This is a genomic window from Brachybacterium sp. sponge, assembly GCF_001613775.1.
Lineage (GTDB): Bacteria > Actinomycetota > Actinomycetes > Actinomycetales > Dermabacteraceae > Brachybacterium > Brachybacterium conglomeratum.
The window spans coordinates 1,309,832-1,331,636 of the sequence record NZ_LRMP01000001.1 but is presented as its reverse complement, the minus strand read 5'-3'; the positions used below and the strand labels follow the sequence as shown (position 1 = coordinate 1,331,636).

The 21,805-nt window shown below is 74.3% G+C and carries 16 protein-coding genes; 7 read left to right on the top strand and 9 right to left on the bottom strand.

The window, feature by feature from the left end; translation table 11 throughout:
- Positions 1–30: 30 nt before the first annotated feature.
- Positions 31–1,992, bottom strand: coding sequence for an Ig-like domain-containing protein (locus A4A78_RS05765; protein WP_062947394.1), 1,962 nt, complete (start codon positions 1,990–1,992; stop codon positions 31–33).
- Between the two features lie 88 nt (positions 1,993–2,080).
- Here A4A78_RS05765 and A4A78_RS05760 point away from each other — a divergent pair, with 88 nt between their 5' ends.
- Complete coding sequence (locus tag A4A78_RS05760) at positions 2,081–3,679, top strand: phosphotransferase (protein ID WP_062947393.1); 1,599 nt, start codon at positions 2,081–2,083, stop codon at positions 3,677–3,679.
- Here A4A78_RS05760 and A4A78_RS05755 read toward each other — a convergent pair.
- From A4A78_RS05755 to A4A78_RS05745, 3 genes are all read right to left on the bottom strand, one after another.
- A complete protein-coding gene (locus A4A78_RS05755) occupies positions 3,642–4,151 on the bottom strand; it encodes a hypothetical protein (RefSeq protein WP_062947392.1) in 510 nt (169 codons plus the stop codon). The two genes, A4A78_RS05760 and A4A78_RS05755, sit on opposite strands and share 38 nt — an antisense overlap.
- A gap of 139 nt (positions 4,152–4,290) precedes the next feature.
- Positions 4,291–7,704, bottom strand: a complete 3,414-nt coding sequence (locus A4A78_RS05750; protein WP_231880854.1) for an ATP-binding protein — start codon at positions 7,702–7,704, stop codon at positions 4,291–4,293.
- Between the two features lie 4 nt (positions 7,705–7,708).
- On the bottom strand, positions 7,709–9,355 hold the full coding sequence (locus A4A78_RS05745) for a stealth conserved region 3 domain-containing protein (RefSeq protein ID WP_156488562.1): 1,647 nt from the start codon (positions 9,353–9,355) through the stop codon (positions 7,709–7,711).
- Positions 9,356–9,576: 221 nt separating this feature from the next.
- Here A4A78_RS05745 and A4A78_RS05740 point away from each other — a divergent pair, with 221 nt between their 5' ends.
- From A4A78_RS05740 to A4A78_RS17445, 6 genes are read left to right on the top strand one after another with little or no spacing between them, the layout of a single operon-like run.
- Positions 9,577–11,352 (top strand): glycosyltransferase, encoded by a 1,776-nt coding sequence (locus A4A78_RS05740; RefSeq protein WP_062947389.1) that lies wholly within the window; start codon positions 9,577–9,579, stop codon positions 11,350–11,352.
- On the top strand, positions 11,328–12,599 hold the full coding sequence (locus A4A78_RS05735; RefSeq protein ID WP_156488561.1) for a CDP-glycerol glycerophosphotransferase family protein: 1,272 nt from the start codon (positions 11,328–11,330) through the stop codon (positions 12,597–12,599). The genes A4A78_RS05740 and A4A78_RS05735 overlap by 25 nt, the downstream gene beginning before the upstream one ends.
- Entirely contained in the window at positions 12,596–13,432 is an 837-nt protein-coding gene (locus A4A78_RS05730) for an ABC transporter permease (protein ID WP_062947388.1), read from the top strand. Before A4A78_RS05735 ends, A4A78_RS05730 begins: the two co-directional genes overlap by 4 nt.
- Positions 13,432–14,199, top strand: a complete 768-nt coding sequence (locus A4A78_RS05725; protein ID WP_062947387.1) for an ABC transporter ATP-binding protein — start codon at positions 13,432–13,434, stop codon at positions 14,197–14,199. The genes A4A78_RS05730 and A4A78_RS05725 overlap by 1 nt, the downstream gene beginning before the upstream one ends.
- A 4-nt stretch (positions 14,200–14,203) precedes the next feature.
- Positions 14,204–14,893, top strand: coding sequence for a 2-C-methyl-D-erythritol 4-phosphate cytidylyltransferase (locus A4A78_RS05720; protein ID WP_062947386.1), 690 nt, complete (start codon positions 14,204–14,206; stop codon positions 14,891–14,893).
- The gene (locus tag A4A78_RS17445) at positions 14,886–15,632 is read left to right on the top strand and encodes an SDR family NAD(P)-dependent oxidoreductase (protein ID WP_082835198.1); all 747 of its coding nucleotides are present in this window, start codon (positions 14,886–14,888) and stop codon (positions 15,630–15,632) included. Before A4A78_RS05720 ends, A4A78_RS17445 begins: the two co-directional genes overlap by 8 nt.
- A 15-nt stretch (positions 15,633–15,647) precedes the next feature.
- Here A4A78_RS17445 and A4A78_RS05710 read toward each other — a convergent pair whose 3' ends face one another.
- The 5 genes from A4A78_RS05710 to A4A78_RS05690 are packed head-to-tail and all read right to left on the bottom strand — an operon-like array spanning position 15,648 to position 21,766.
- Positions 15,648–16,682, bottom strand: a complete 1,035-nt coding sequence (locus A4A78_RS05710) for an alcohol dehydrogenase catalytic domain-containing protein (RefSeq protein WP_062947385.1) — start codon at positions 16,680–16,682, stop codon at positions 15,648–15,650.
- A gap of 41 nt (positions 16,683–16,723) precedes the next feature.
- Positions 16,724–18,685, bottom strand: coding sequence for an SIP domain-containing protein (locus tag A4A78_RS05705; RefSeq protein WP_062947384.1), 1,962 nt, complete (start codon positions 18,683–18,685; stop codon positions 16,724–16,726).
- 4 nt (positions 18,686–18,689) lie between these two features.
- On the bottom strand, positions 18,690–19,706 hold the full coding sequence (locus A4A78_RS05700) for an iron chelate uptake ABC transporter family permease subunit (RefSeq protein WP_062947383.1): 1,017 nt from the start codon (positions 19,704–19,706) through the stop codon (positions 18,690–18,692).
- Positions 19,703–20,701 carry an iron ABC transporter permease gene (locus tag A4A78_RS05695; RefSeq protein WP_062947382.1) on the bottom strand — a complete coding sequence of 333 codons (999 nt, stop codon included), beginning with the start codon at positions 20,699–20,701 and terminating at the stop codon, positions 19,703–19,705. The genes A4A78_RS05700 and A4A78_RS05695 overlap by 4 nt, the downstream gene beginning before the upstream one ends.
- 3 nt (positions 20,702–20,704) lie before the next feature.
- Positions 20,705–21,766 (bottom strand): ABC transporter substrate-binding protein, encoded by a 1,062-nt coding sequence (locus A4A78_RS05690; RefSeq protein ID WP_062947381.1) that lies wholly within the window; start codon positions 21,764–21,766, stop codon positions 20,705–20,707.
- Positions 21,767–21,805: the final 39 nt, after the last annotated feature.

The following is a 21,805-nucleotide window of genomic DNA, read 5'->3' as shown; positions in this document are numbered from 1 at the left end:
GGAGCCCCCGCGCGGCAGCGGTAGCCCGGGTCAGTCCTCCCAGTCCCGGCGATCGACCTCGCTCCGCGTCCCGGTCCACAGCGAGATCGCGCCGCCGAAGAGCAGCAGCATCACGATCGTGCCGAAGACCAGCGCGGTGCTGGGCGAGGAGGGCATCAGCCCGGCCAGCACGCTGTTGATGCCGGAGACCTCGGGGCCCGACTCGCCGGCGGCGGCCAGGCCCGGGTCGACGTCGACCGCGAGGCTCGCCCTCGCGGGGATGCCGGTGCTGTCGACCACGTGGTAGGTGATCGTGGAGGTGCGCCCCGAGAAGCCCTCCTCCGGGGTGAAGGTCACCGCGCCGTTGCCGCTGACGGTGAACTCCCCCTCCCCCGGGATCACGAGGCGCTTGCCGCGCCCGTCGCGGAGGTCGGCGAGGTTGGTCGCCTCCAGGGCGCTGATCTCCACCGTGGCCGGCTCGAGGGGCTGCGAGCCGCTGCCGGCGGTGTCGTTGCCGAGCACGTCCACGGAGACCGGGCTGCCCGGGGCGGTGCGCGCCTCGTCGTCGCGCAGGGTCGCGACGATCGGCGAGTAGATCGCCGTGAGCGAGGCGCTGACGGGGTTGTCGGCGTAGACGCCGCGGGCGGTGATCGCCACCGGATCGGCCGTGCCCTCGAAGCCCTCCTTCGGGGTCAGGGTGACGGTGCGGGACTCGAGGTCGATCCGCCAGGTGCCCTGGTCGGGGACGGTCAGCGTCGTCCCGTCGGCCGAGACCTCGGCCCCCTCGGGGGCCTCGGCGGCGTCGAAGCGCAGCGAGTCCGAACGCACGTCGCGGATGCCGGTGCTGAGGTCGAAGACGATCTCCGTGCCGGGCAGGGCCGCCTGCTGCCGGGAGAAGAGCACGGGATAGGCGGTGCTCAGCAGCGCGGTCGCGGCGGTCGCGCCCTCGCCGTCCCCGCCGGTGATGCCCATCGGCGCGACCACGCGCACCTCGTCGCTCTCCGGGGCGAAGCGGACCGTGGCCGTGGCGCGGTCCAGCGTCCACACGCCCACGTCCCGCTCGGTCACGCGGGTGCCGTCGGCGGAGGCCTCGTAGGCCCCCTGGTCGCCGAGGGGCTCCAGGCGCAGCGTGGTGGGGTCCACGTTCTGCTGCCCCTCCCCCACCACGAACACGATGTCCTCGCCGAAGGGCGCGGAGCGGTCGAGGTCGGAGATGATCGGGATGGTGAGCGTGACCTGCCCCGCCCGCTCGACGGCGCCCTCCTCGTCCTCGACCACGTAGAGGACCGGGTTGAGCTGACGGCCGAGGTCGGGGCCCGCGGGGGCGTGGGTGAGGCTGCGGCGATCGCTCGAGAGCTGCCAGGTGCCCTGGTCGGGGATGGTCGCACGGCTGCCGTCGAGGCCGACGGTCGAGCCGGCCGGGAGCTGCGCGAGCTCGAGCCGCACGGCCCCGTCCTCGGGCATGTCGCCGGGCAGCTGCACGGTCGTGGCCTCCCCGGCGGAGCCGTGCGCGTCGAGCTGCTCGAGCTCGAGCAGCTCGGGCGTCAGCACCACGGGCAGGGAGCGGCTGTCGTGGAGGCTCCCGACGGTCAGGGCGATCGGGGTGCTGGGCCCCTGCACCCCGAGCAGCGGCGTGAACACCAGCTCCTGGCCCAGCAGCGTCCAGGTCCCCTCCCCGGCGACCGCGATGCTGAGCGAGTCCTCCCCCAGCTCCATCGTCGAACGGACCGCCTCGTCCAGCTCCTCCGGCACGGCGAGGCGCGCGGAGTCCAGGTCGACCTGGTCCTCGACGTCGTCGGCGACCAGCGCGCGCAGCGGGATCCGCGTGACGGTCCCGGGGATCATCGAGAGGGTCCGGGTCTGGGCGGGGAACTCGAAGGGACCGTCCTCCCCGAGCGCCGACGCGGCGGGCGCGAGCGAGACCGCGAGCGCGGCGGAGGCCAGCAGCGCCGCCGCGCGGGTCAGCGGGCGCGCCCCACGCGCGCGCGGAGGACGGGGCGGGGGCTCGAGCACCGGCCCAGCCTAGCAACGGCCGCGGCGCAGGCCCTGGGGAAGCGTCCGCGCCCCTCCCTCCCGGCCCCCTCGACCGTAGAGTGACCCTATGGCCGATGCGCGCTCCACCGCCCTGCTCGACATGACCCTCCTGCCGCCGCTCGAGGAGGTGCTCGACCTCGCCGCCGCGCAGCTCGCCGCCTGGATGCCGCAGCAGCGCTGGTACGCGCACAAGGGCACCGGGGCGCCGCGGGTGGAGGTCGCCGGGTGGGCGCCGCTGCGGATCGCCCCGGATCATGCGACGGTCCTGCTCGTGGCCGCGGTGCACCTCGGGGACGGGGACCGACCCGCGGCCGACGGCACGGTCGTCGGCGCGTCCGACAGCACCGCCGACGGCACGGCCGACAGCGCGCTCGGCGGCACGCCCGTCGTCTCGGTCGACGGCGGGCCCGGTGCCCCGGGCGACGCACCCGGGGCCGGCGCCGCCCCCGCGTCGTCCGGGTCCCGGGCGCCGGACGCCCTCTACCAGGTCCCGCTCGTGCTGCGCCTCCCCGAGGGCGCCCCCGCCCCCGAGGAGGGCGCCGAGATCGGGGTGCTCGCGGTCGCCGGCGGGCCGCTGCGAGTGGACGACGCGACGCGGGACGCCGACGGCCGGGCAGCCCTGGTCGCGACCCTCGTCTCCGGCGACGGCGCCGCCGGTCCCGGGCTGTCCCTGGCCTCCCACCGCACCCGCCCCGACTCCCCGCTGCCGCTGGGACGGGCGATGCGCAGCCGGGTGCTGGCGGGCGAGCAGTCCAACACCTCCCTGATCATCGAGACGGAGGGCGCCTCCCCGCTGATCATGAAGCTGTTCCGGGTGCTGCAGGACGGGGAGAACCCCGATGCGGTGCTGCAGGGCGCGCTGACCGCGCAGGGCTCCGCCCACGTGCCCGCCGTCGTCGGCGCCGCGACCGTGCGCACCGGCGCGATGCGCACCCATGCCCTCGTCGCCCAGGAGTTCCTGCCGCAGGTCGAGGACGCCTGGCGGGTCGCGCTGCGGCTCGCGCGCTCGGGCGAGGACTTCACCGCCCCCGCCCGGGCGCTCGGCACGACCCTCGCCGAGGTGCACCGCGATCTCGCCGCCGCGCTCGGCACGGTCGCGGCCGACGAGGGCGCGGTCCGGACCGTGATCGCGCAGATGCACGGTCGTCTCGCACAGGTCGCCGCGGAGGTGGAGCAGGTCGCCGCGCACCGGGAGCAGCTCGCCGCGCTGCTGGACGCCGCCGCCGGGCAGACGTGGCCCGCGATGCAGCGCATCCACGGGGACCTGCACCTCGGGCAGGTGCTCGCCTCGCCCGAGCGCGGCTGGGTGCTGCTGGACTTCGAGGGCGAGCCGCTGCGGCCCCTCGCCGAGCGCGCCCTGCCCGACTCCCCGCTGCGGGACGTCGCCGGGATGCTGCGCAGCCTCGACTACGTCGCCGGCGCCGTCGCCCTCGAGCACGGGGTCGACCCGGACGCCTGGGCCGCCGACGCCCGCACCGCCTTCCTCGAGGGCTGGGCGGCGGAGGCCGGGACGCCCGCCCCGACGGTGCTCGCCGCCTTCGAGGCCGACAAGGCGGTGTACGAGGCGCTGTACGAGTCCCGCCAGCGCCCCGACTGGCTGCCGATCCCGCTCGGTGCGCTCGAGCGGATCAGCGCACGAGGCGCGGGGGCGGGGTCGGCGGGCTGAGCGCCGAGACCGGGCTGGTGGTGGTGATCGGTGTGAGGGAGCCCGGCAGGAACGGGGCGCTGATGGCCCGCACCGCGACGCGCACGCCGACGACCACCTCGAGCAGATCCCCGTCGGCCCCGCCCCAGGTCGCATCGAGGATCCCGTGCGCCTCCTCGGCGGAGCGGCGGGTGAGGCCGTGGGCCGCGGCGCGGCGCTCGACCGCCTCGAGCAGCCTCGCGCTCGCCGCCTGATCGGGATCGGGCGTCCCGTCGGCCGCGAGGAGGGCGCTGACGTGGCAGAGCGTCTGCAGCCCGTGCCAGGAGCCGCCCGAGGAGCGGTCGCGCTCGGGGCGGTGGTCGCGGAAGGCGATCAGCCCGGGCTGCTGCTCGAGGAGCACGGCCGTCACGTCCTCCAGCAGGGAGCGGATCCGCGCATGGGTGGCGTCCTGGCCCGGGATCTCGTCCTCGGCCCCTCGGGGGAGCGCTGACATCCTCGACCGCCTCTCCCGTCGCGCCGCCCGCGGCGACGTCCTGCTCCGTCACCCGTCCGCGCGGGTGGCGACCAGGGTATCGGCCCCTCGGGGAGCCGTGCGATGGGGAGAACTCCCCATCGGCCGGCGAGCGCCGGGCTCAGCCCTCCTCGACCGGCACGAATTCGACCGGGGAGACCGAGGAGTAGCGGTCCTGTCGGATCGAGACCACGCCGACGCCGCCGATGAACGGGGCGAGAGCCTGCGGGTTCTTGCCGGGGTTGGCGAGGATGACCTGGAAGCCGAAGTGGCGGAAGGACTCCATCGCGGCGGTGATGAACTTGCCCGCGCCCTTGGAGAACGCCTCGTCGATGATGATCGGCGCGTAGCGGGGCACCTCCTGCCCGGTGCCGGCGAGCTGGTAGCGCAGCGCCGCGGCGAGGCAGAAGGTGGCCAGGCGCTCGTTCTGGCCGCCGGAGAGGGGGCCGCCGGACTCGTGGGCGTGGACCACGGTGCCCTCGGCGTCGACCTCCTCGGCGTGGAAGTGCACGTGCCGGCGCACGTCGAGGATGACGCGGGAGACCTGGTCGTCGCGGGTGCGGGCGGCGCCGATGAGGTCCATCAGGTGGCGCAGGGACAGGAAGCGCTCCTCGGCCAGCTCCCGGTCGCGGGAGATGTCGTTCAGCGCCGTGTCCGCCACTGCCTCCTCGAGCGCCTTCCTGAACTCGTCCAGGGCCGCGAGGTGCACGGGCCGCATGGACAGCTGCAGGAAGCGGCCGGAGTGGAACTCGACCTGGGCCAGCAGCGCGTTGATGCGCTGGAGGCGCTTGCGGATCTCGGCGGGCTCGCGCGCGATCGCGGTGGCCAGCGCCTGCACGTCCCCGAGGGTGTTGCCGGTGAAGAACTCGAAGAAGCGGTCCTCGACCTCGGGCAGCTTCTCCTCCTCGATCCGCTGGAGGATCGCGAGATAGTCCTCGATCCCCTCGAGCGTGGGGGCGGTGTCCCCGGCCTGCGCGGGCCAGCGGCGGGAGAACTCGCGCATGGCGGTGCGCATGTCCTCCTCGGCGCGGGAGGTGCGCTTGGTGAGGTCCATCAGCTCCGCGTCCAGGGTGGCGGAGGCGTCCTTGGTGACGCGGTCGATGGTGGACAGCACGAGCGTCGGGGCGATCGCGGCGAAGCGCGCGGCGAGCTCCTCCTCGACCTCGGGGTCCAGGCTCGTCTCGGCGATGCGCTCCTTCGCCTGGGCGAGGCGCTCCTCGGCCCGCTCGGCCTGCTCGGAGGTTTTGCCGGCCGCGCGCACCACCTCGAGCAGCTCTTCGTCGCTCGCGGCGATCGAGGTCTCGACGTCGTCGATCTGTCGGGCGAGCTCGGTGAGGGCGGCGGAGCCGTCCTCCGCGGCGCGGACCATGTCGCGCAGGTTCGCCACACGCCGCGCGACCGAGGCGGCATCGATGTCGTCCCAGGTGACCGCGCTGATCGCCTGGAGGGCGTAGAGCCGCTCACGGCGCCGCTCCCGCTCGACCTCGACGTCCTTGCGGCGGGCCTGCGCCTCGAACAGCGCCTGCTCGGCGCGGGTGCGCTCCTGCTCGAACACGGCGCGCTTGGCACGGTTGTCGAAGCCGAGCACCCACTGGGAGCGGTCGTTGATGGAGCGGTCGGCGTTCTTCTCGTGCCGGGTGGCGGAGTGCTTGATCTGGCCGGAGCGGAGCACGGCCCGGTTCAGCCGGGTGAACTCCTCGAGGCTCTCGGCGCAGGTGTAGTCCATGCGGGCGGCGATCTCGTGGGAGAGCCAGACGTGGAACTCGCCGTCCTTGACGTCGAGCTTCGCCGCGAGCGAGCGGGCGTCGATGTTCTTCGCGGGGCGGCGCAGATCGGTGTTCACGCGGTTGTAGGAGATCCGACGGCGCAGCTTCGTGCGGTCGATGACCTGCGCGACCTGGCGGTACACCCGGTCCGGGACGAGGATCGAGCGGGCCAGTCCCCGCAGCGCCTGCTCCGCGGCGGCGGTCCACTCCTCCTCGCCGTCGCGCACCTGCAGCAGCTCGGCGGCGAAGGGCAGCTCGGTCGGGGCGATGCCCACCTCGGCGGCGATGTGGTCGCGCAGCGCCACGTCCTCGGAGTGGAGGTTCGAGGCGCGGGAGGTGAGGGAGGCGAGCTCCTCGCGGGTGCGCTGGAGGGTCGCGCCGAGCTCGCGCACGGTCGCCTCCGCCTCCCAGCGGGCTGCGTCGGCGCCCCGCTCCTCCTCCTCGAGGGACTCGCGCAGCTGCGCGACCTCGCGCTGCAGGCCGAGGAACATGTCCTCCCCCGCCGGGGTGCGCAGCTCCACCGTCGCCAGCTGCGAGGCGAACTCGGCGGCCCGCTCGCGGCGCCGCTCCCGCTCCACCTCGAGCCCGGCGATCTGCTGCTTCCAGTCGTCGATCTCCCCGCCGCCGGCGCGGCGGCGCTGCTCCTTGAGCTGGGCGAGGTCGGAGCGGGCCTCGGCCACGTCCTGGGTGAGGCGGCGCTGCTGGGCGGTGAGGGAGTCCCGCTCCAGCTGGAGCCGCCCGGTCTCCTCCCCCAGCAGCCGCACCAGGTGCTGGGCGGCGAAGACGTCGATGTCGGCGCGGCGGTCCACCAGCTCGCCGCCGCGCTCGCGCATCGCGGACCAGTCCTCGTGGGTGGTGCGCAGGGTGCGCAGCAGGTCCCGCTGCTCGCGCGCGGTCACCAGCGCCTCGTACACCTCGGAGAGGTTGTGGAAGTTCGCCAGCGCCTGGTCGGCGAGCTCGAAGGTGCGCGGCTCGTCGAGCATGTAGTCGCGCAGCAGCGCGTTGACATCGCCGAGTTCCTTGGCGGACTGGATCTTGTGCAGCAGCCCGAGCGCTTTCTCGTCGGGGATGCCCAGCAGCTGGCAGAACGCGGCCCGGTACTCGCGGAACTGGCGGAAGGTCTGGGTGCCGGGATGGGCGGCCTCGAGCGCCTTGCCCTCGATCTGGGTGGAGACGAACTGGCGCAGGTCGGTGACGTCCAGGGGCTTCCGGGCGATGACGTAGAGGGACTTCACGTCGGAGTCCGCGGAGTGGCCGGCGTGCAGGAGCAGCAGACGGGAGAGCTGGACCGTGCCGCCGCGGCCGTCGCCGTAGCGCAGGGTGAGCACCGACAGGGTCGTCTTCTCGCGCAGCACCTCCTGGCTGAACTCGCCGGTGGCCTGGTCGTAGTGCATCGCCCAGGCGCCGCGGACGTAGCTGGCGACGGTGCGACGGTACTTCGAGCGCTGGGGGCCGGCATCGGAGGCGGCGGCGTTGAACTGGAGCGTGCGCGGCGGGGTGAGCAGGGCGCTGATCGCGTCCAGCAGCGTGGACTTGCCGGTGCCGGGGCCGCCGGTGAGGAAGAAGCCCTTGGAGGAGATCGCCAGGTCGTGGGTGCCGTGGAAGGTGCCCCAGTTGGAGATCTGCACATGGGTGAGCCGCCACTGCCCGGGGTGCGGGTGGTCGGGGTCGGTCACCGCCGGCTCGGCGGGGGCGTCCGGCCCGGCCATGCCGGGGAGGTCCAGGACGTCCCCTCCCCGGGTGTTCGCGGCGTCAGTCGTGGTAGGCACCCCGTCAGGGTACCGAGTCCGAGGGCCCGTCCGGGCGCTCCGGGAGCTCCCAGGGGGCGGGATGGGGGAAGTAGCGGTGGAGGAAGCGGGCGAGCTCCCGGCGCATGGCGGCATCCGGGGACTCCTCCTCCTGGTTCAGGCAGAAGCTGTCGTAGCGGCGCAGGGACTCGAGGGCGTCGAGGGTCTGTGCGGCGCCCGGGGCGGCGAGATCCACGTAGAGGTAGTCCGGCTCGGCGGGCACCGCCCGGCCGAGCGCGTGGGCGTACCAGTGGTGCAGGGAGGCGGCGAGGGAGAGGTCGGTCCGGGAGCGGAAGGCGGCCTCGCGGGTGCGGGCGACCTGCTCGGGGTGCTCCTGCTCGATGCGCTCGGCGATGCTGCGCAGCTGGGGGTGGACGGTGTGCCGCATCCGGGTGCGCACCTCGAGGCCGAAGCGCTCGCGGATCAGGTCGCGCCCGTTCTTCGCCGCGGCCATGATCGGCCGGTCCTGCGCCGTGGCGGGGCCGGGGTCGATCGGCAGGTCGGAGGGGAAGAAGCGGGAGATGCCGGGGGCGGCGAAGAAGTCGCCCGGGTGCGCGATGTCCCCCAGCAGCACGTCGTCGTTGAGGTAGAGGTAGTGCTCGGCGAGGCCGGGGATCCGGTGCAGGGAGGCCTCCAGCGCGTGAGAGTTGAAGCGGCTGGCACCGATCAGCTCGCGGTGGGAGACGAGCTGGATCCGGGGATGGTCGACGTCGAGCCACGGCGGGACCTGGTCGTCGGTGACGAGGTGGATGCGCCGCACCCAGTTCGCGTAGCGGTGGATCGAGCGCAGGGAGTGGCGCAGCTCGTCGGCCTCGACGAAGCGGCTCTCGTCGCGCGCGGAGGGATGGGGCGCGGCGGCCGACGACTCGGACGTCGGGGCGCCGTCCGGCCTGGCCGACGGGGCGCCGTCCGGCCCGGCCGACGGGGCGAGCGCGCGCAGCGCCGCGTCGCGACGGGCCCGCCACGCCGGGTCCGCGCCGTCGACCCAGGTGAGGACCACGTCGATCTCCACGTCGGGGGCGGGCGGGGCGGGGCGGCGCCGCCGGGGCTGCAGGCTCTCCTGCGAGACCTCCTCCCAGGCGGCGGCCTCGATGCGGTCCGGGGCGCCGAGGGAGCGGCCCACGTGCACCGTGTCCTGCGCCCCGCGGCGCTCGACCCCCATCACGTCGATCTCGACGCCGAGCTCCGGATGGGGCGGAAGGAGCCGCGAGTTCACGGCGAGCAGCGGCCGGACGGCGAGGCGCCGCGAGCGGGCCGGGGACCCGGTGACCTCCATCCAGGCGGGCAGGCGTCCGAGCGCCGCCCCGAGGCGCTCACGATCGGTCTCGCGGACGGCGAGCCGTGCCGGACGGCCCGCGACGGCGGGGGCGAGGACGGGGGCGAGGTCCGCGAGGGCGTCGAGCACGTGCTCGCGGGCGGCCGCGGCCTCGGCGTGCAGGTCCGGGGCGAGGACCTCGCGGGCCGTGCGTCCGCCGCCGGGTCGCAGCGCGAGCTCGCCGTCGGCGGCCGGCAGCAGACGCCGGCCCTGCCGGACGGCCGCGCGCAGCGGGTCGCCCCGCTTCACCGCCGCGCCCCGTCGCCTCCAGCCGCCCATGCCCGTCCCCCTCTGCTCCGGCTCGCCGCCTCCGCTCACGCGGCGCGAGTCTAGCGACCCGCGCCACTCGGACGGCACCTCCCGTACACCTGGCGTTCATCTTGCTAAGCTCCCTGGGCATCCCCCGCGGTGCCTCCCCCGGCCGTCGCCGCACACCTCTCCGCTCCCCTGCACGACGACCAGGCCCTCCGTCCCTCCTCCCCGTCCACCGCCCGCTTAGGAGTCGCCATGACGCGCATCCCGGGCAGGACCTCGGCCCCGTGCGCCGTCGCGGCGACCCCGCCCGCACCGACTCCTCCCGCGGGGACGCGATGAGCGCGCACGACCGCCCCGACGCGGAGGAGCCCGGCGCCGAGCCGCTGCTGCTCCAGCGCTATGACGCCGAGGAGGGACGCTCCCTCTGGGACCAGGCGCTGCCGCTGCGGCACTGGCGGCGGGTGCTGGGCCGCCTCCCGCTGACCGCCGTGATCGACGACCCCTCCGCGGTGCTCATGGCCTCCGTCGCCGGCGAGCGCCGCGTCCTCGAGACCGGAGGGAGCGGTGTGCGCCGGGTCCCCGCCTCCCTCGAGGCCGACTGGCTGTGGTTCGAGGGGGACGTCCGCACCGTGCGCTGGACCGTGCCCCGTATCCCCCGCGCCGCCGCCGCGCTCCCCCGCGTGAGCGTGGTGATGCCGACCCTCCGCCGCGAGTCCGCCGCGCTCGCGCAGGCCCGCGCCTTCCTCGCCATGCCGCAGGTGCGCGAGGTGATCGTCGTCGACCAGGGAGGGAACCTCGCCGACCATCCCGACATGACCCGACTGCGGGCAGAGCACGCGGGGCTGCGCCTGATCACCCAGCAGAACCTCGGCGGCTCGGGCGGCTACGCCCGCGGGATGCTCGAGGCCGCCGCGCACCCCGAGGACGCCGTGCTGCTCTCCGACGACGACGCGGCGATCTCCGAGGAGTCCCTGCGCCGCATGCTGCTGCTGCAGACCCTCTCCCCGCAGCGCACCATCGTCGGCACCCCGCTGTTCGACGCCGAGCGTCCCGGCCGGCTGCTCGCCCACGCCGAGGCGGTCAGCCCCCAGCACTTCCAGTGGCGCGCGAGCGACGGGGTGCACGAGCACGTCGACCTGCGCGGCACCGACCCTGCGGAGTGGACCTTCCTGGTCGAGACCACGCCGCCGAACTACACCGGCTGGTGGGGGACGCTGCTGCCCCCGGGCACGACCGAGGAGCTCGGGCTGCCCGCCCCGTTCTTCCTGAAGTGGGACGACGCCGAGTACGGGCTGCGCGCCACCCGCCGCGGCTACCGCCATGCGGTGCTGCCGGGCACCTCCGTGCGCCATCCCTCGTGGAACGCGCACCGCACCCAGATGGCGTGGCCGGCCAGGATCCTGCACCGCAACCGCCTGACCACCGCGGCCGTCCACGGCGCCGGTCGGCGCGTCGTCCTCTCCTCGCTGCTGCACCAGCTCAAGCACGTCCTGGCCGGCCACCACCTCACCGCGACGCTGTGGGAGTCGGGCATCGACTCCTTCCTCGCCGGTCCCGAGTCCTGGCTCGGCAGCGACATCGCCCGCGCCCGCGCCGACTCCCAGCAGGTCGTCCTCGCCTGGCGGGCCGACCATCCGCTCCCCGTCGTCCTGCCCCCGGCGACCGAGTCCCTCCCCCGCCTCCTGCCCTGCCTGCTGCGAGCGCTCGTCCTGCTCCTGCGGCGCGAGGCGCCGGAGCGTCGCCGGGTGCGCCGGGTGAGCGCCGAGGCGCTGCGCTGGCGCAGCACGCTGGGCGCCGACGCCGTCGTGGTCACCGATGCGCAGGGACGGGGCGTGGACGAGCTCGCGCCGCTGCCCGCCGAAGGCAGGGCGCTGCTGCGCCGCACCCTCGCCAGCCATGCCCGCCTGGCCCTGGCCTGGCCGCGGCTGGCCCGCCGCTACCGGGGCGCGATGCCCCGCCGCACCCGGGCCGAGGCCTGGATCCCGTTGTTCGAGGGGGCCTGCGCCTCCCCGGCCGCAGACAGAAGGAGAGGTCCGTGGACCCCCGAGCCAACACCCTGAACCGCCGCCTGCGCAGCATGGGCGGGAGGATCATGCGCCGCTACCACCTGCTGCCCGGCGGAATGCCCGACGGTCTCGGGGACGACGCCGACCTGCAGGACGAGGCGCTGTACGGCGACGTCATCGTCTACTTCGCCGACACCATGGACAGCCTCTACCAGATGCGCGGCTGGTACGGCCCGCTGAAGGCGCTGCACGAGGCGGTCGGGGTGACCGTCGTGTGCATGGACTCGCGCGTCGCCGCGACGCTGCGCGACGAGATGGACATGCCGGTGGTCACAGTCGCGCTGGACGCGACCCTGGACGGGCTGATCGCCCGCAGCGCCACCAAGCTGATCCTCTACGTGAACTACAACCCCATGAACACCGCGCCGCTGCGCTCCCGCTCGGTGGTGCACGTCTCCCTGCTCCACGGCGACTCGGACAAGGGCGTCTCGGTCTCCAACCAGGTCAAGGCCTACGACTTCTCCTTCGTCGCCGGACAGGCGGCGATCGACCGCTTCACCGCGTACACGGGCCTGTTCGACGCGGACTCGCGCTGCATCCCGGTGGGCCGTCCCGCCCTGGACACGGACCGGATCGAGGACGCCGCGGCGCTCGAGGCCGACCGGGCCGCCGCGGACGGACGGCACACCGTGCTGTACGCCCCGACCTGGGAGGGCGGACAGGCCTCGGTCGCCTACAGCTCCCTGGTCACCCACGCCCCGGTGCTGGTGCGCTCGCTGCAGGCGGCGGGGCTGCGGGTGATCTACCGTCCCCACCCCCTGACCGGGGTGCGCCTGCCCGAGTACGGCGCGGCCGACGCCGAGGTGCGCGAGCTCCTCGCCCACGGCGGGCACCTCGTCTCCTCCGGCCGCTCCCTGCAGCGCGACTTCGCCGCCGCGGACCTGCTGATCTGCGACGTCTCGGCCGTCGCGAACGACTGGCTGGCCGGGGGCCGGCCGATGGTGATCACCTCGGTCGCCCATCCCGGGGCGCAGGACGCCGGCACCGAGCTGCTGCGCCGCGTGCCGCGCCTGCGCAGCCAGGACTCCACGACGGCGGGCTCGCTCGCGCTGCGCGAGATCGAGCAGGACCCCACGCGCGAGGACCGCGATCGCCTGCGCGAGTACTACCTCGGGGACACGACCCCAGGCGCCTCCCTCGAGCGCTTCCTCACGGCGTGCCGCGACCTCATGGCGCTGCGCGACCGGCAGTGGGAGCGGATACGCCGCGCCGAGCAGCCCGGCGGGGCGGAGGCCCGATGAACAGCACCCGCACCGCCGTCGGCGGGGACCGCCGCACCACCGGCCGCGCACTTGCCGAGCTGATCCACACCCGGAAGATCCTCGCCGTGCTGATCCGGCGCGACCTCAAGCTGCGCTACGCCGACTCGATGCTCGGCTACGTGTGGACCGTGCTCGAGCCGCTGATGATGGGCTCGATCTACTGGTTCGTGTTCACGATCATCTTCCAGCGCAGCGTCGGGGCCGAGCCCTACATCATCTTCCTGCTCGCGGGACTGCTGCCGTGGATGTGGTTCACCAGCGGGCTCAACGAGGGGATCCGCTCCCTGGGCTCGCAGCGGCGCCTGATCGCCTCGACCTCCCTGCCGCGCCAGATCTGGGTGCTGCGCAGCACCGGGGCGAAGGGCGTGGAGTTCCTGCTCTCGCTGCCGGTGCTGGCCGCCTTCTGCCTGTTCTACCGCCCGCAGTTCGACGTTCAGCTGGTGCTCTTCCCGCTCGGGATCCTGATCCAGCTCATGCTGCTGCTGGGCCTCGCCCTGCTGCTCTCCCCGATCACGATGCTGGTGCGGGACGTGGAGCCGCTGGTGCGGGTGGGCACCCGCGCGCTGTTCTACGCCTCCCCCATCATCTACAGCCTGAACGACGTGCTGGTCACCTCGCTGCCGTCCTTCGTGATCGGGCTGTACACCCTCAACCCGCTCACCGGGATCCTGGAGTGCTACCGGGCCGGGTTCTTCCCCGGCCCCGTGCACTGGGGAGCGATCCTCGCCGCCGCGCTCATCGCCGTGCTCGCCCTCGTGCTGGGCTGGACGGTGTTCTCGCGCATGGAGCGCCAGGTGCTCAAGGAGATCTGATGACCCACGACCCCGCCCCCTCCTCTCCCGTCGCGGATCCCGCCGCGCCGGTCATCTCGCTGCAGGACGTCGGCGTGCGCTTCTCCCGCAAGCGGCGCGACCTCAGCCTCCGCGCGGCCCTGTTCCGCCGTGACACCGGGCCCAGCACCGACGCCTTCTGGGGGCTGCGGAACATCAGCTTCGAGGTCCGTCCCGGCGAGGCCGTCGGCGTCGTCGGCCGCAACGGACAGGGGAAGTCCACCCTGCTGAAGATCGTCGCCGGGGTGCTGCTGCCCGACGAGGGCCGCGTCTCGGTCACCGGCGGGGTCGCCCCGCTGATCGAGATCACCGGCGGCTTCGCCCCGGACCTCACGGGCCGGGAGAACATCCACCTCGCCGCCGGGCTGCACGGGATGTCGCGGGAGACGATCGAGGAGAAGTTCGATCAGATCGTCGAGTTCGCGGAGATGGAGAAGTTCCTCGACACCCCCTTCCGCCACTTCTCCTCCGGCATGAAGGTGCGCCTGGCCTTCTCCGTCATCTCGCAGCTGGAAGAGCCGACGATCCTGGTCGACGAGGTCCTCGCCGTGGGCGACAAGGCCTTCCGCGAGAAGTGCTACGCCCGGATCGACGAGCTGCTCGCCGAGGGGCGCACCCTGTTCCTCGTCTCCCACAAGGACAAGGACCTCACCCGCTTCTGCGAGCGGGGCCTGTACCTGCGCGGCGGCGAGCTCGTCGAGGACGGGCCGATCGAATCCGTGCTCGCCGCCTACGCCGAGGAGGGCTGAGGCCATGACGTCGTACTCGCTGGTGCTGCTGAACGGCGGGATGGGGGTGAGGGTCGGGGGCCGTCGCCCCAAGCAGCTGCTCAAGCTGCGCGGCATCCCGATCCTCGTGTACTCGCTGGTGGTCGCCGACCGCATCCCCGAGATCCGCCAGATCGTGCTGAACCATCCGCCGCAGTGGCGGACGGAGGTCGAGCAGGTGCTGGAGGCCTATGCCTTCGGCACCGAGATCGAGCTGGTCGAGGGGGCGCCGACCCGTCACGCCTCGGTGCGCGAGATGCTGCCGCTGTGCCGCTACGAGGACGTGATCCTCCACGAGACCGCGCGGCCGCTCGCGGACGACGCCGACTTCCGACGGCTGATCGACGCGACCGAGCGCAATGCGGCGCTGATGTCGCCGATCCCCTTCACCGTCGCCCCGGTCGATCCCGTCGCGGGCCTGGTCACCGGCTCGCTGGAGCGGGACCGGCTGCGCAATGTGCAGCTGCCGCAGAAGTTCGCGCGCGCGGACCTCGCCGACGCCCACGCCGGGGCGCTCGCGCGCGGCGAGGAGTGGACGGAGGACGCGACCCTCGTCGCCCACGCCGGCCATCCGGTGCACGTCCTGCCCGGCACCGATCGGAACCTCAAGGTCACCACCCCCACCGACGTGCGCCTGGCGGAGTTCCTGCTGCGGGAGGAGGAGCGCGATGTCTGAGCACCAGGACCAGGCCCCGACCGTCGGCCGTCGGTCCCGCACCGCCCTGATCACCGGCGCCTCCCGCGGCATCGGGCTGGAGACGGCGCGGCGCCTGCTGCGCGAGGACACGGGCGTGGGCACGGTGGTGCTGGTCTCCCGCTCCGCCGAGGATCTCCAGGAGGCGATCGCCGCGCTCGAGCCCGCCGCCCCCACCGGGACCCGGCTGCTGCCCCGGGTCCTCGACGTCGGGGACCTCGACGTGCTCGCCCGCACCGCGCGGGAGCTGAAGGAGGAGGTGGGGCGGATCGACCTGCTGGTGAACAACGCCGGGTACACGAACCCGGTGCCGCTGCAGCAGATCCGCCAGGCCGACTTCGAGCGGACCATGGACGTGAACCTCTACGCCCCCTTCACCCTCGTGCAGTCCCTGCTGAACGCCGGGAACGTCTTCGAGCTGATCGTGAACATCGCCTCGACCGCCGGGATCCGCGGCCGCTCCGGCTGGCTGACCTACTCGGCCTCGAAGGCGGCGCTGATCTCGATGAGCGAGGTGATGCGGGAGGAGCTCGCGATCTACGGCACCCGGGTGGCGTGCGTGTCCCCCGGCCGCACCGCGACCGCGCTGCGCCGGGTGCTCGCGCCCGGGGAGGACCCCACCACGATCATGCAGCCCGAGGACGTGGCGGAGGTCGTCGCGGCCCTCGCCTCCCCCGTCGGCCGCTTCATCGACTCCGAGAACATCGTGGTGCGCGGCTGACCGAGGTCGCCCCGCTCACGGCCGGATGATCCCCACCCCGGCGAGGGTGCGCTCCCCGAGCTCGACGAGCGCCTCGCAGGCCTGCTCGAGGTCGAGGGTGCGGGTGACGAGGTCCTGCGGGCGCAGCGAGCCCTCGCGCACCAGGGCGAGCAGCCCTGGGTAGTCGGCGGCGGCCATGCCGTGGCTGCCCAGCACGGCGAGCTCCTGGGAGATCACGCGAGGGATCGCGAGTCGCGGCGGTTCCGCGTACAGCCCGATCTGCACGTGACGTCCGAGCGGGGCGAGGGCGAGCAGCGCCGCGTCCGTCGTCGCCTCCCGGCCCAGCGCCTCGACGCTCGCCGTCGGCCGCTCCCCCGCCGCGTCGACGATCGCCGCGGCCGTCGCCGCCGGGTCCAGGCCGCGCGAGTCCACGGTCACGGCGGCGCCGTGCTCGCGGGCGAGCGCGAGGGCGCCGGGATCGATGTCGACGGCGATCGGCCGGGCGCCGAGCGAGACGGCGATCATGATCGCCGAGAGACCCACCCCGCCGCAGCCGATCACGGCGACGGTCTCCCCGGCGCGGAGCCCGGCCCGGGCGGTCAGCGCCCGGTAGGCGGTCGCGAAGCGGCAGCCGAGGGTCACGACGGCCTCGGCGGGCAGCTCCTCACCGACGGGGACGAGGTTGTGGTCGGCGGCGCGGATCACGACCTGCTCAGCCCAGGAGCCGTCGTGGGTGAAGCCGGGCTGGGTCTGGTCCGGGCAGATCTGGGCGGCGCCCTCCCGGCACCAGCGGCAGCGCCCGCAGCCCTCGACGAAGGGGGTGGTCACCCGGTCCCCGACCCGCACCGACGTGACGCCCTCCCCGAGCGCCGCGACGCGGCCGACCATCTCGTGCCCGGGCACGCGCGGGAGCGTCACCGAGTCGTCATGACCGGCGAAGGCGTGATGGTCCGAGCGGCACAGGCCCGTCGCCTCCACGTCCAGCACCACGCCGCCGGGCGGGGCCGACGGGGCGGGGAGGTCGCGGACCTCCGGACGGAGACCGAACTTCTCGATGACGACGGCGCGCATGGGAGAAGTCTGTCAGCCCCGCGGGTGGGTCGCCTTCGTGCTCATCCTTCGGCACGCCCCTTGCGCCAGTAGCCCATGAAGCTCACCTGCTTGCGGTCCACGCCGAGCTCCTTGACCAGGTGGCGGCGCAGGGTGGTGATCACCCCGGCCTCCCCGGCGAGCCAGGCGTAGAAGGGTCCGTGCCCCTCGGTGGTCTCCCAGAGGATCGAGGAGTCGATGTCGACCTCCTCGAACTCGCCCGGCTCGGCGGGCACGCCGACGGAGCAGTCCTGGCACAGCTCCGGACGCTCGTCCAGGAGGCGCCGCACCGCGGGGTCCAGCAGCGTGCCGTGCGGGGCGTCGCCGCGGGCGAGCCAGGTCAGCTCCACGTCGGAGCGGGAGAGGACGCGCTGTTCGTCCCGGGCGTCGGGCACCTCGATGAAGGCGTGGCCGGTGAAGCCGGCCGGCAGCGTCTCGAGGATCGCGCAGATCGCGGGTAGGGCCGTCTCGTCCCCGGCCAGCAGCAGGCGCCGGGCGGTGCCGGGACGGAACTCGATCCCGCCGTAGTCGGGGCCGACGAGGCGGCGGTTCGGGCCGAGCATCGTGATCGTGTCGCCGACCTCGGCGGCGGCCGCCCAGCGCGCCGCGACCCCGGAGCCGGGGACGACGGGCTCCTCGAGGTGCAGGACCATGTCGATGTCCAGCTCGGGGTCCTCCCCCAGGTTCCCGGGATGGCCCGCGCCGCGCATCTCGCGGATCGAGTAGGTGCGCATCCAGCCGCGCTCGGCGGTGTCGACCTGCAGCCAGTCGCGGTACCAGCCCGCGAAGGCATCGGGATCGGAGACGGCGTCGGGGCGCAGCGCGGCGAAGTGGTCCACGCTCGCCTCGGGGCCCGGGATGATCAGCTTGATGCGCACGTCCAGCAGCGGCCCGCCCACGCCGAGATGGCGCAGTTCGGGGCTGGTCAGGGTCAGGCGCACGAGGTTCTCGCCCACCATGGTGCGGGCGCCGACGGTGAGGGTGAAGGCGAGCTGCGGGCTCCCCTCGAGCGCGGGGACCAGCACGGGCTCCTCCGAGGCGCGGGCGGCGGTGCGGTGCTGGTCGGTGGCGACGGGCATGGGGTCCTCCTCGGACTCGTCGGCCGTGCCGGGGGCGGTTCCGGCGTCGGCCTGGCGTGCGGATTCGGGGTCGGTGCCGTCGGCGCCCCGGGAGGCGACGGCGTCGGGGGCGATCTCGGGGGCGGCCTCCCGGCCGAGCGGCAGCACCATCGGGGTGCCGGTGACCGGGTCGGGGGCGATCAGGGCGTTGAGGGCGAAGACCTCCTTGACCATGGCCGAGGTGATCACCTCGGACGGGGCGCCTTGGCAGTGGACGGCGCCGCGGTGCACGGCGACGAGATGGTCGGCGTAGCGGGCGGCGAGCTGGAGGTCGTGCAGCACGATCGCGACGGTGGTGCCGCGGGTGCGGTTCAGCTCGCTGACCACGTCGAGCACCTCGAGCTGGTGGGTGACGTCGAGATAGGTGGTCGGCTCGTCCAGCAGCAGCACCTCGGTGCGCTGGGCGAGGGCCATGGCGATCCACACCCGCTGGCGCTGCCCTCCGGAGAGCTCGTCGAGCAGACGGTCCGCGAGCTCGTCGGTGCGGGTGAGGGCCAGCGCCTCGGCGACCGCCTGCTCGTCCTCGTCGCTCCACTGCGGGAACAGGCCCTGGTGCGGGTAGCGGCCGCGGGTGACCAGCTCGCGCACGGTCACGCCGTCGGGCGCGAGTGGGGACTGCGGCAGCAGGCCGAGCCGGCGGGCGAGCTCCTTGCCGCGCAGGGAGTGGATGTCGGCGCCGTCCAGCAGCACCGACCCCTGACGGGGCGGCAGCAGGCGCGACAGGCCCCGCAGCAGGGTCGACTTCCCCGAGCCGTTCGCGCCGACGATCATCGTCACCTTCCCCTCGGGGAGGGTCAGGTCGAGGTCCTCGACGACGACGCGTCGCTCGTAGGCGAGCTGCAGTTTCCGGGCGGTCAGCTGGGCCACGGGATCACCTTCCACTTCCGGAGGTCTTCGAGCGCACGAGCATCCACAGCAGGAACGGCGCCCCGAGCGCTCCGGTGATGACGCCGGCCGGCATCTCGTGCCGGCCGAAGAGGTTCTGGCCCGCGACGTCGGCCGCGAGCACGAGCACGGCGCCGAGCAGCGCCGCGAGCAGGAAGCTGGGCCGGCCCGCGATCATCCGTGCGAGGGGTCCCGCGAGGAAGGCGACGAAGGCGAGCGGTCCGGCGACCGCGACGGTGAAGGAGCTCAGCAGCACCCCCACGATCACCAGCGCGATGCGGGTGGCGGGCACGGGCAGGCCGAGGCTGGTGGCGGTCTCGTCCCCCAGCTGCAGGATCCGCAGCCGGCCCACCAGCGCGGCGAGCAGCGGCACGAGCACCACCAGCGAGGCGGCGAGCACGGCGGCGCGCGGCCAGGTGGAGCCGGCGACGGAGCCGACCAGCCAGTGCATCGCATCGCCCGCCTGCTGGGACTCCATCCGGCTGAGCAGGTACTGGATCAGCGCGGTGAAGCCGGCGGCGACCCCGAGGCCCACCAGCACGAAGCGGTCGTCGACCGCGCCGGCGCCGCCGGCCCCCGGACCTCCGGGGCGGTGCGCCCGCGCCACCCACAGCACCAGCAGCGCGGTGCCGAGGCCGCCCAGCAGCGTCCACCAGAACAGGGCCAGGCCCTGTGCGTCCAGCACGGCCATCGCCAGCACCGCAGCGGCGGAGGAGCCGAGAGTCACGCCGATCACGTCGGGGCTGGCCAGGGGGTTGCGCAGCAGGGTCTGGAAGACGGTGCCGGACAGGCCCAGCGCCGCCCCGGCGAGCGCGCCGACGACCGCGGCGGGCAGGCGGTCGTCCATCACGATGAAGGAGACGCCGGGGATCTGCTCGCCGAGCACGGCCCGCGCGGCGAGGTCGGCGTAGACGAAGGGGGTGCCCAGCAGCACCCGGGCGGTGAGGAGGCCCGCCACGGCCAGGACCAGCAGCAGCGGGAGGAGGAGGCGGCGCGCGGTCACAGGGCCACCCGCTTCCGGGTCCGGATCAGCACGAGGAAGACGGGCACGCCCAGCAGCGCGGTCATCACGCCGACCTGCACCTCGGCGGGCGGGGCGATGACGCGGCCGACCACATCGGCCAGCAGCAGCACCACGGGGCCGAGCAGCAGCGAGAGCGGCAGCAGGCGGCGGTGGTCCGAGCCGACCAGCAGGCGCACCGCGTGCGGGACCACGAGGCCGAGGAAGCCGACCGGTCCGGCGAGGGAGACCGCCGCCCCCACCAGCAGCACGATGCCGACTCCGAGCACGACCCGGGTGCGGCCCACGTGGACGCCGAGCCCGGCGGCGGCGTCGTCGCCGAGGGCGAGGGCGTTCAGGGACCGGGCCGCGCCGAGCACGATCAGGGCCCCGGTCAGGAGGGCGGGCGCGACGGCCGCGAGGTCCCCGAGATCGCGGGCGCCGAGGGTGCCCACCTGCCACAGCCGCATCCGGTCCAGCGCCCCCTGGTCGAGGATCACCAGGGCGTGGACGAGGGAGCCGAGCCCCGCGGTGACGGCGGCGCCGGCGATCGCGAGGGTGATCGGGGTGGCGCCGGTGCGGCTCGCGGCGGCCAGGGCGTAGACGAGCACGGCGGCGAGGGCCGCGCCCACGAATCCCGCCGCCATGAACTGGGTGACGCTCGAGAAGGAGAAGAGGTAGACGCCGGTGGCCACGGCCGCGGCCGCGCCGGAGTTCAGTCCGAGGATCCCGGGATCGGCCAGCGGGTTGCGGGTCATGCCCTGCAGCCCCGCGCCGGCGAGCGCCAGGGACACGCCGACGGCGAGCCCGGCGAGGGTGCGCTGCAGACGGCTGGCGAGGACCACGTGGTCGGCGCTGCCCGGGTCGAAGGCGAGCGCGGCCTGCCAGGCCGCGTCGAGGGGGACGGTGCGGGCGCCCACCAGGAGGGAGAGCACGCACGCGACCGCCAGGGCCACGAGGGCCCCGGCGGTCGCGAGCAGGGTGGGCCGGGCGGGCACCGTTCAGGCCTGGGCCGTCTGCGCGGCCTCGATCACGGAGGGGACCACGTTCTCGAGCGCCCAGGGCAGGCTCAGCACGCTCGCCGCGGAGATCGAGAGGGTCTGGTGGTCGTCGGGGGTGAGGACGAGGGCGCCGCTGGCGACCGCGGGGATCTGCGCGAACAGCGGATCGTCCTGGAAGGTCTCGACGGTGTCGCCGGCGGCGGCCCAGGTGTAGAGCACGTCGGAGACGAGCTCGTCGCCGCGCTCGGCGGACCAGTCGAAGTAGAAGGTGTTCTCGTCGGCGGTGTTCTCGGTGACGACCTCGGCCTGGGTCATGCCGAGCGCGGTGAAGAAGCGCGGGCGGGTGTCGTCGCCGGAGTAGATCGAGATGGTGTGGTCCGTGGTGGACAGGCTCGCGGCGATGAAGGTCGACTCGGCCACGGCCGGGTTCTCCTCGCCGACGGCGGCGAGGTCGGCGGTGAGCTGCTCGGCGAGTGCGGTCGCGGCGTCGCTGCGGCCGGTGGCGGTGCCGACGGCGGTCAGCACCTCCTCCCAGGAGGCGGTGTAGTTCGCGGCGAGCGGGCCGATGGTGGGCGCGATCTTGGAGAGGGTCGTGTACTCCTCCTCGGTGAGGCCGGAGTAGGCGGCGATGATGAGGTCCGGGGTCAGTGCGGCGATCTCGTCGGTGTTGACGCCGTCGGCCTCGGAGTAGGTGGTCGGGGCGTTCTCGCTGCCCCAGGAGGCGCCGAGCTCCTCGAGCTTCGCGTCGATCCAGTCGGTGGACTGGTTGTCGTTGCCGCCCCACTCGACCAGCGGCAGGCCGACGGGGACGATGTCCAGCGCGAGGACGGTGTCGGCGTTGACCCAGGAGACGGTCGCGATGCGGGTGGGCTCCGCGGCCATCTCGGTGGTGCCGTAGAGGTGCTCGACGGTGGCCGGGAAGGCGTCGGCCGCGGCGCCGGAGCTGCCGCCCGCGTCGGAGGCGCCGGAGCCGGCGACATCGGCGCCGCCGCTGCAGGCGGCGAGCGCGGGCAGGGCGAGGGCGGTGAGCACGACGGAGCGGCGCGTGAACGAGCTCGACATGGGGCGATCCTTCTCTCGGCACCCCCGGTCCAGGGGTGA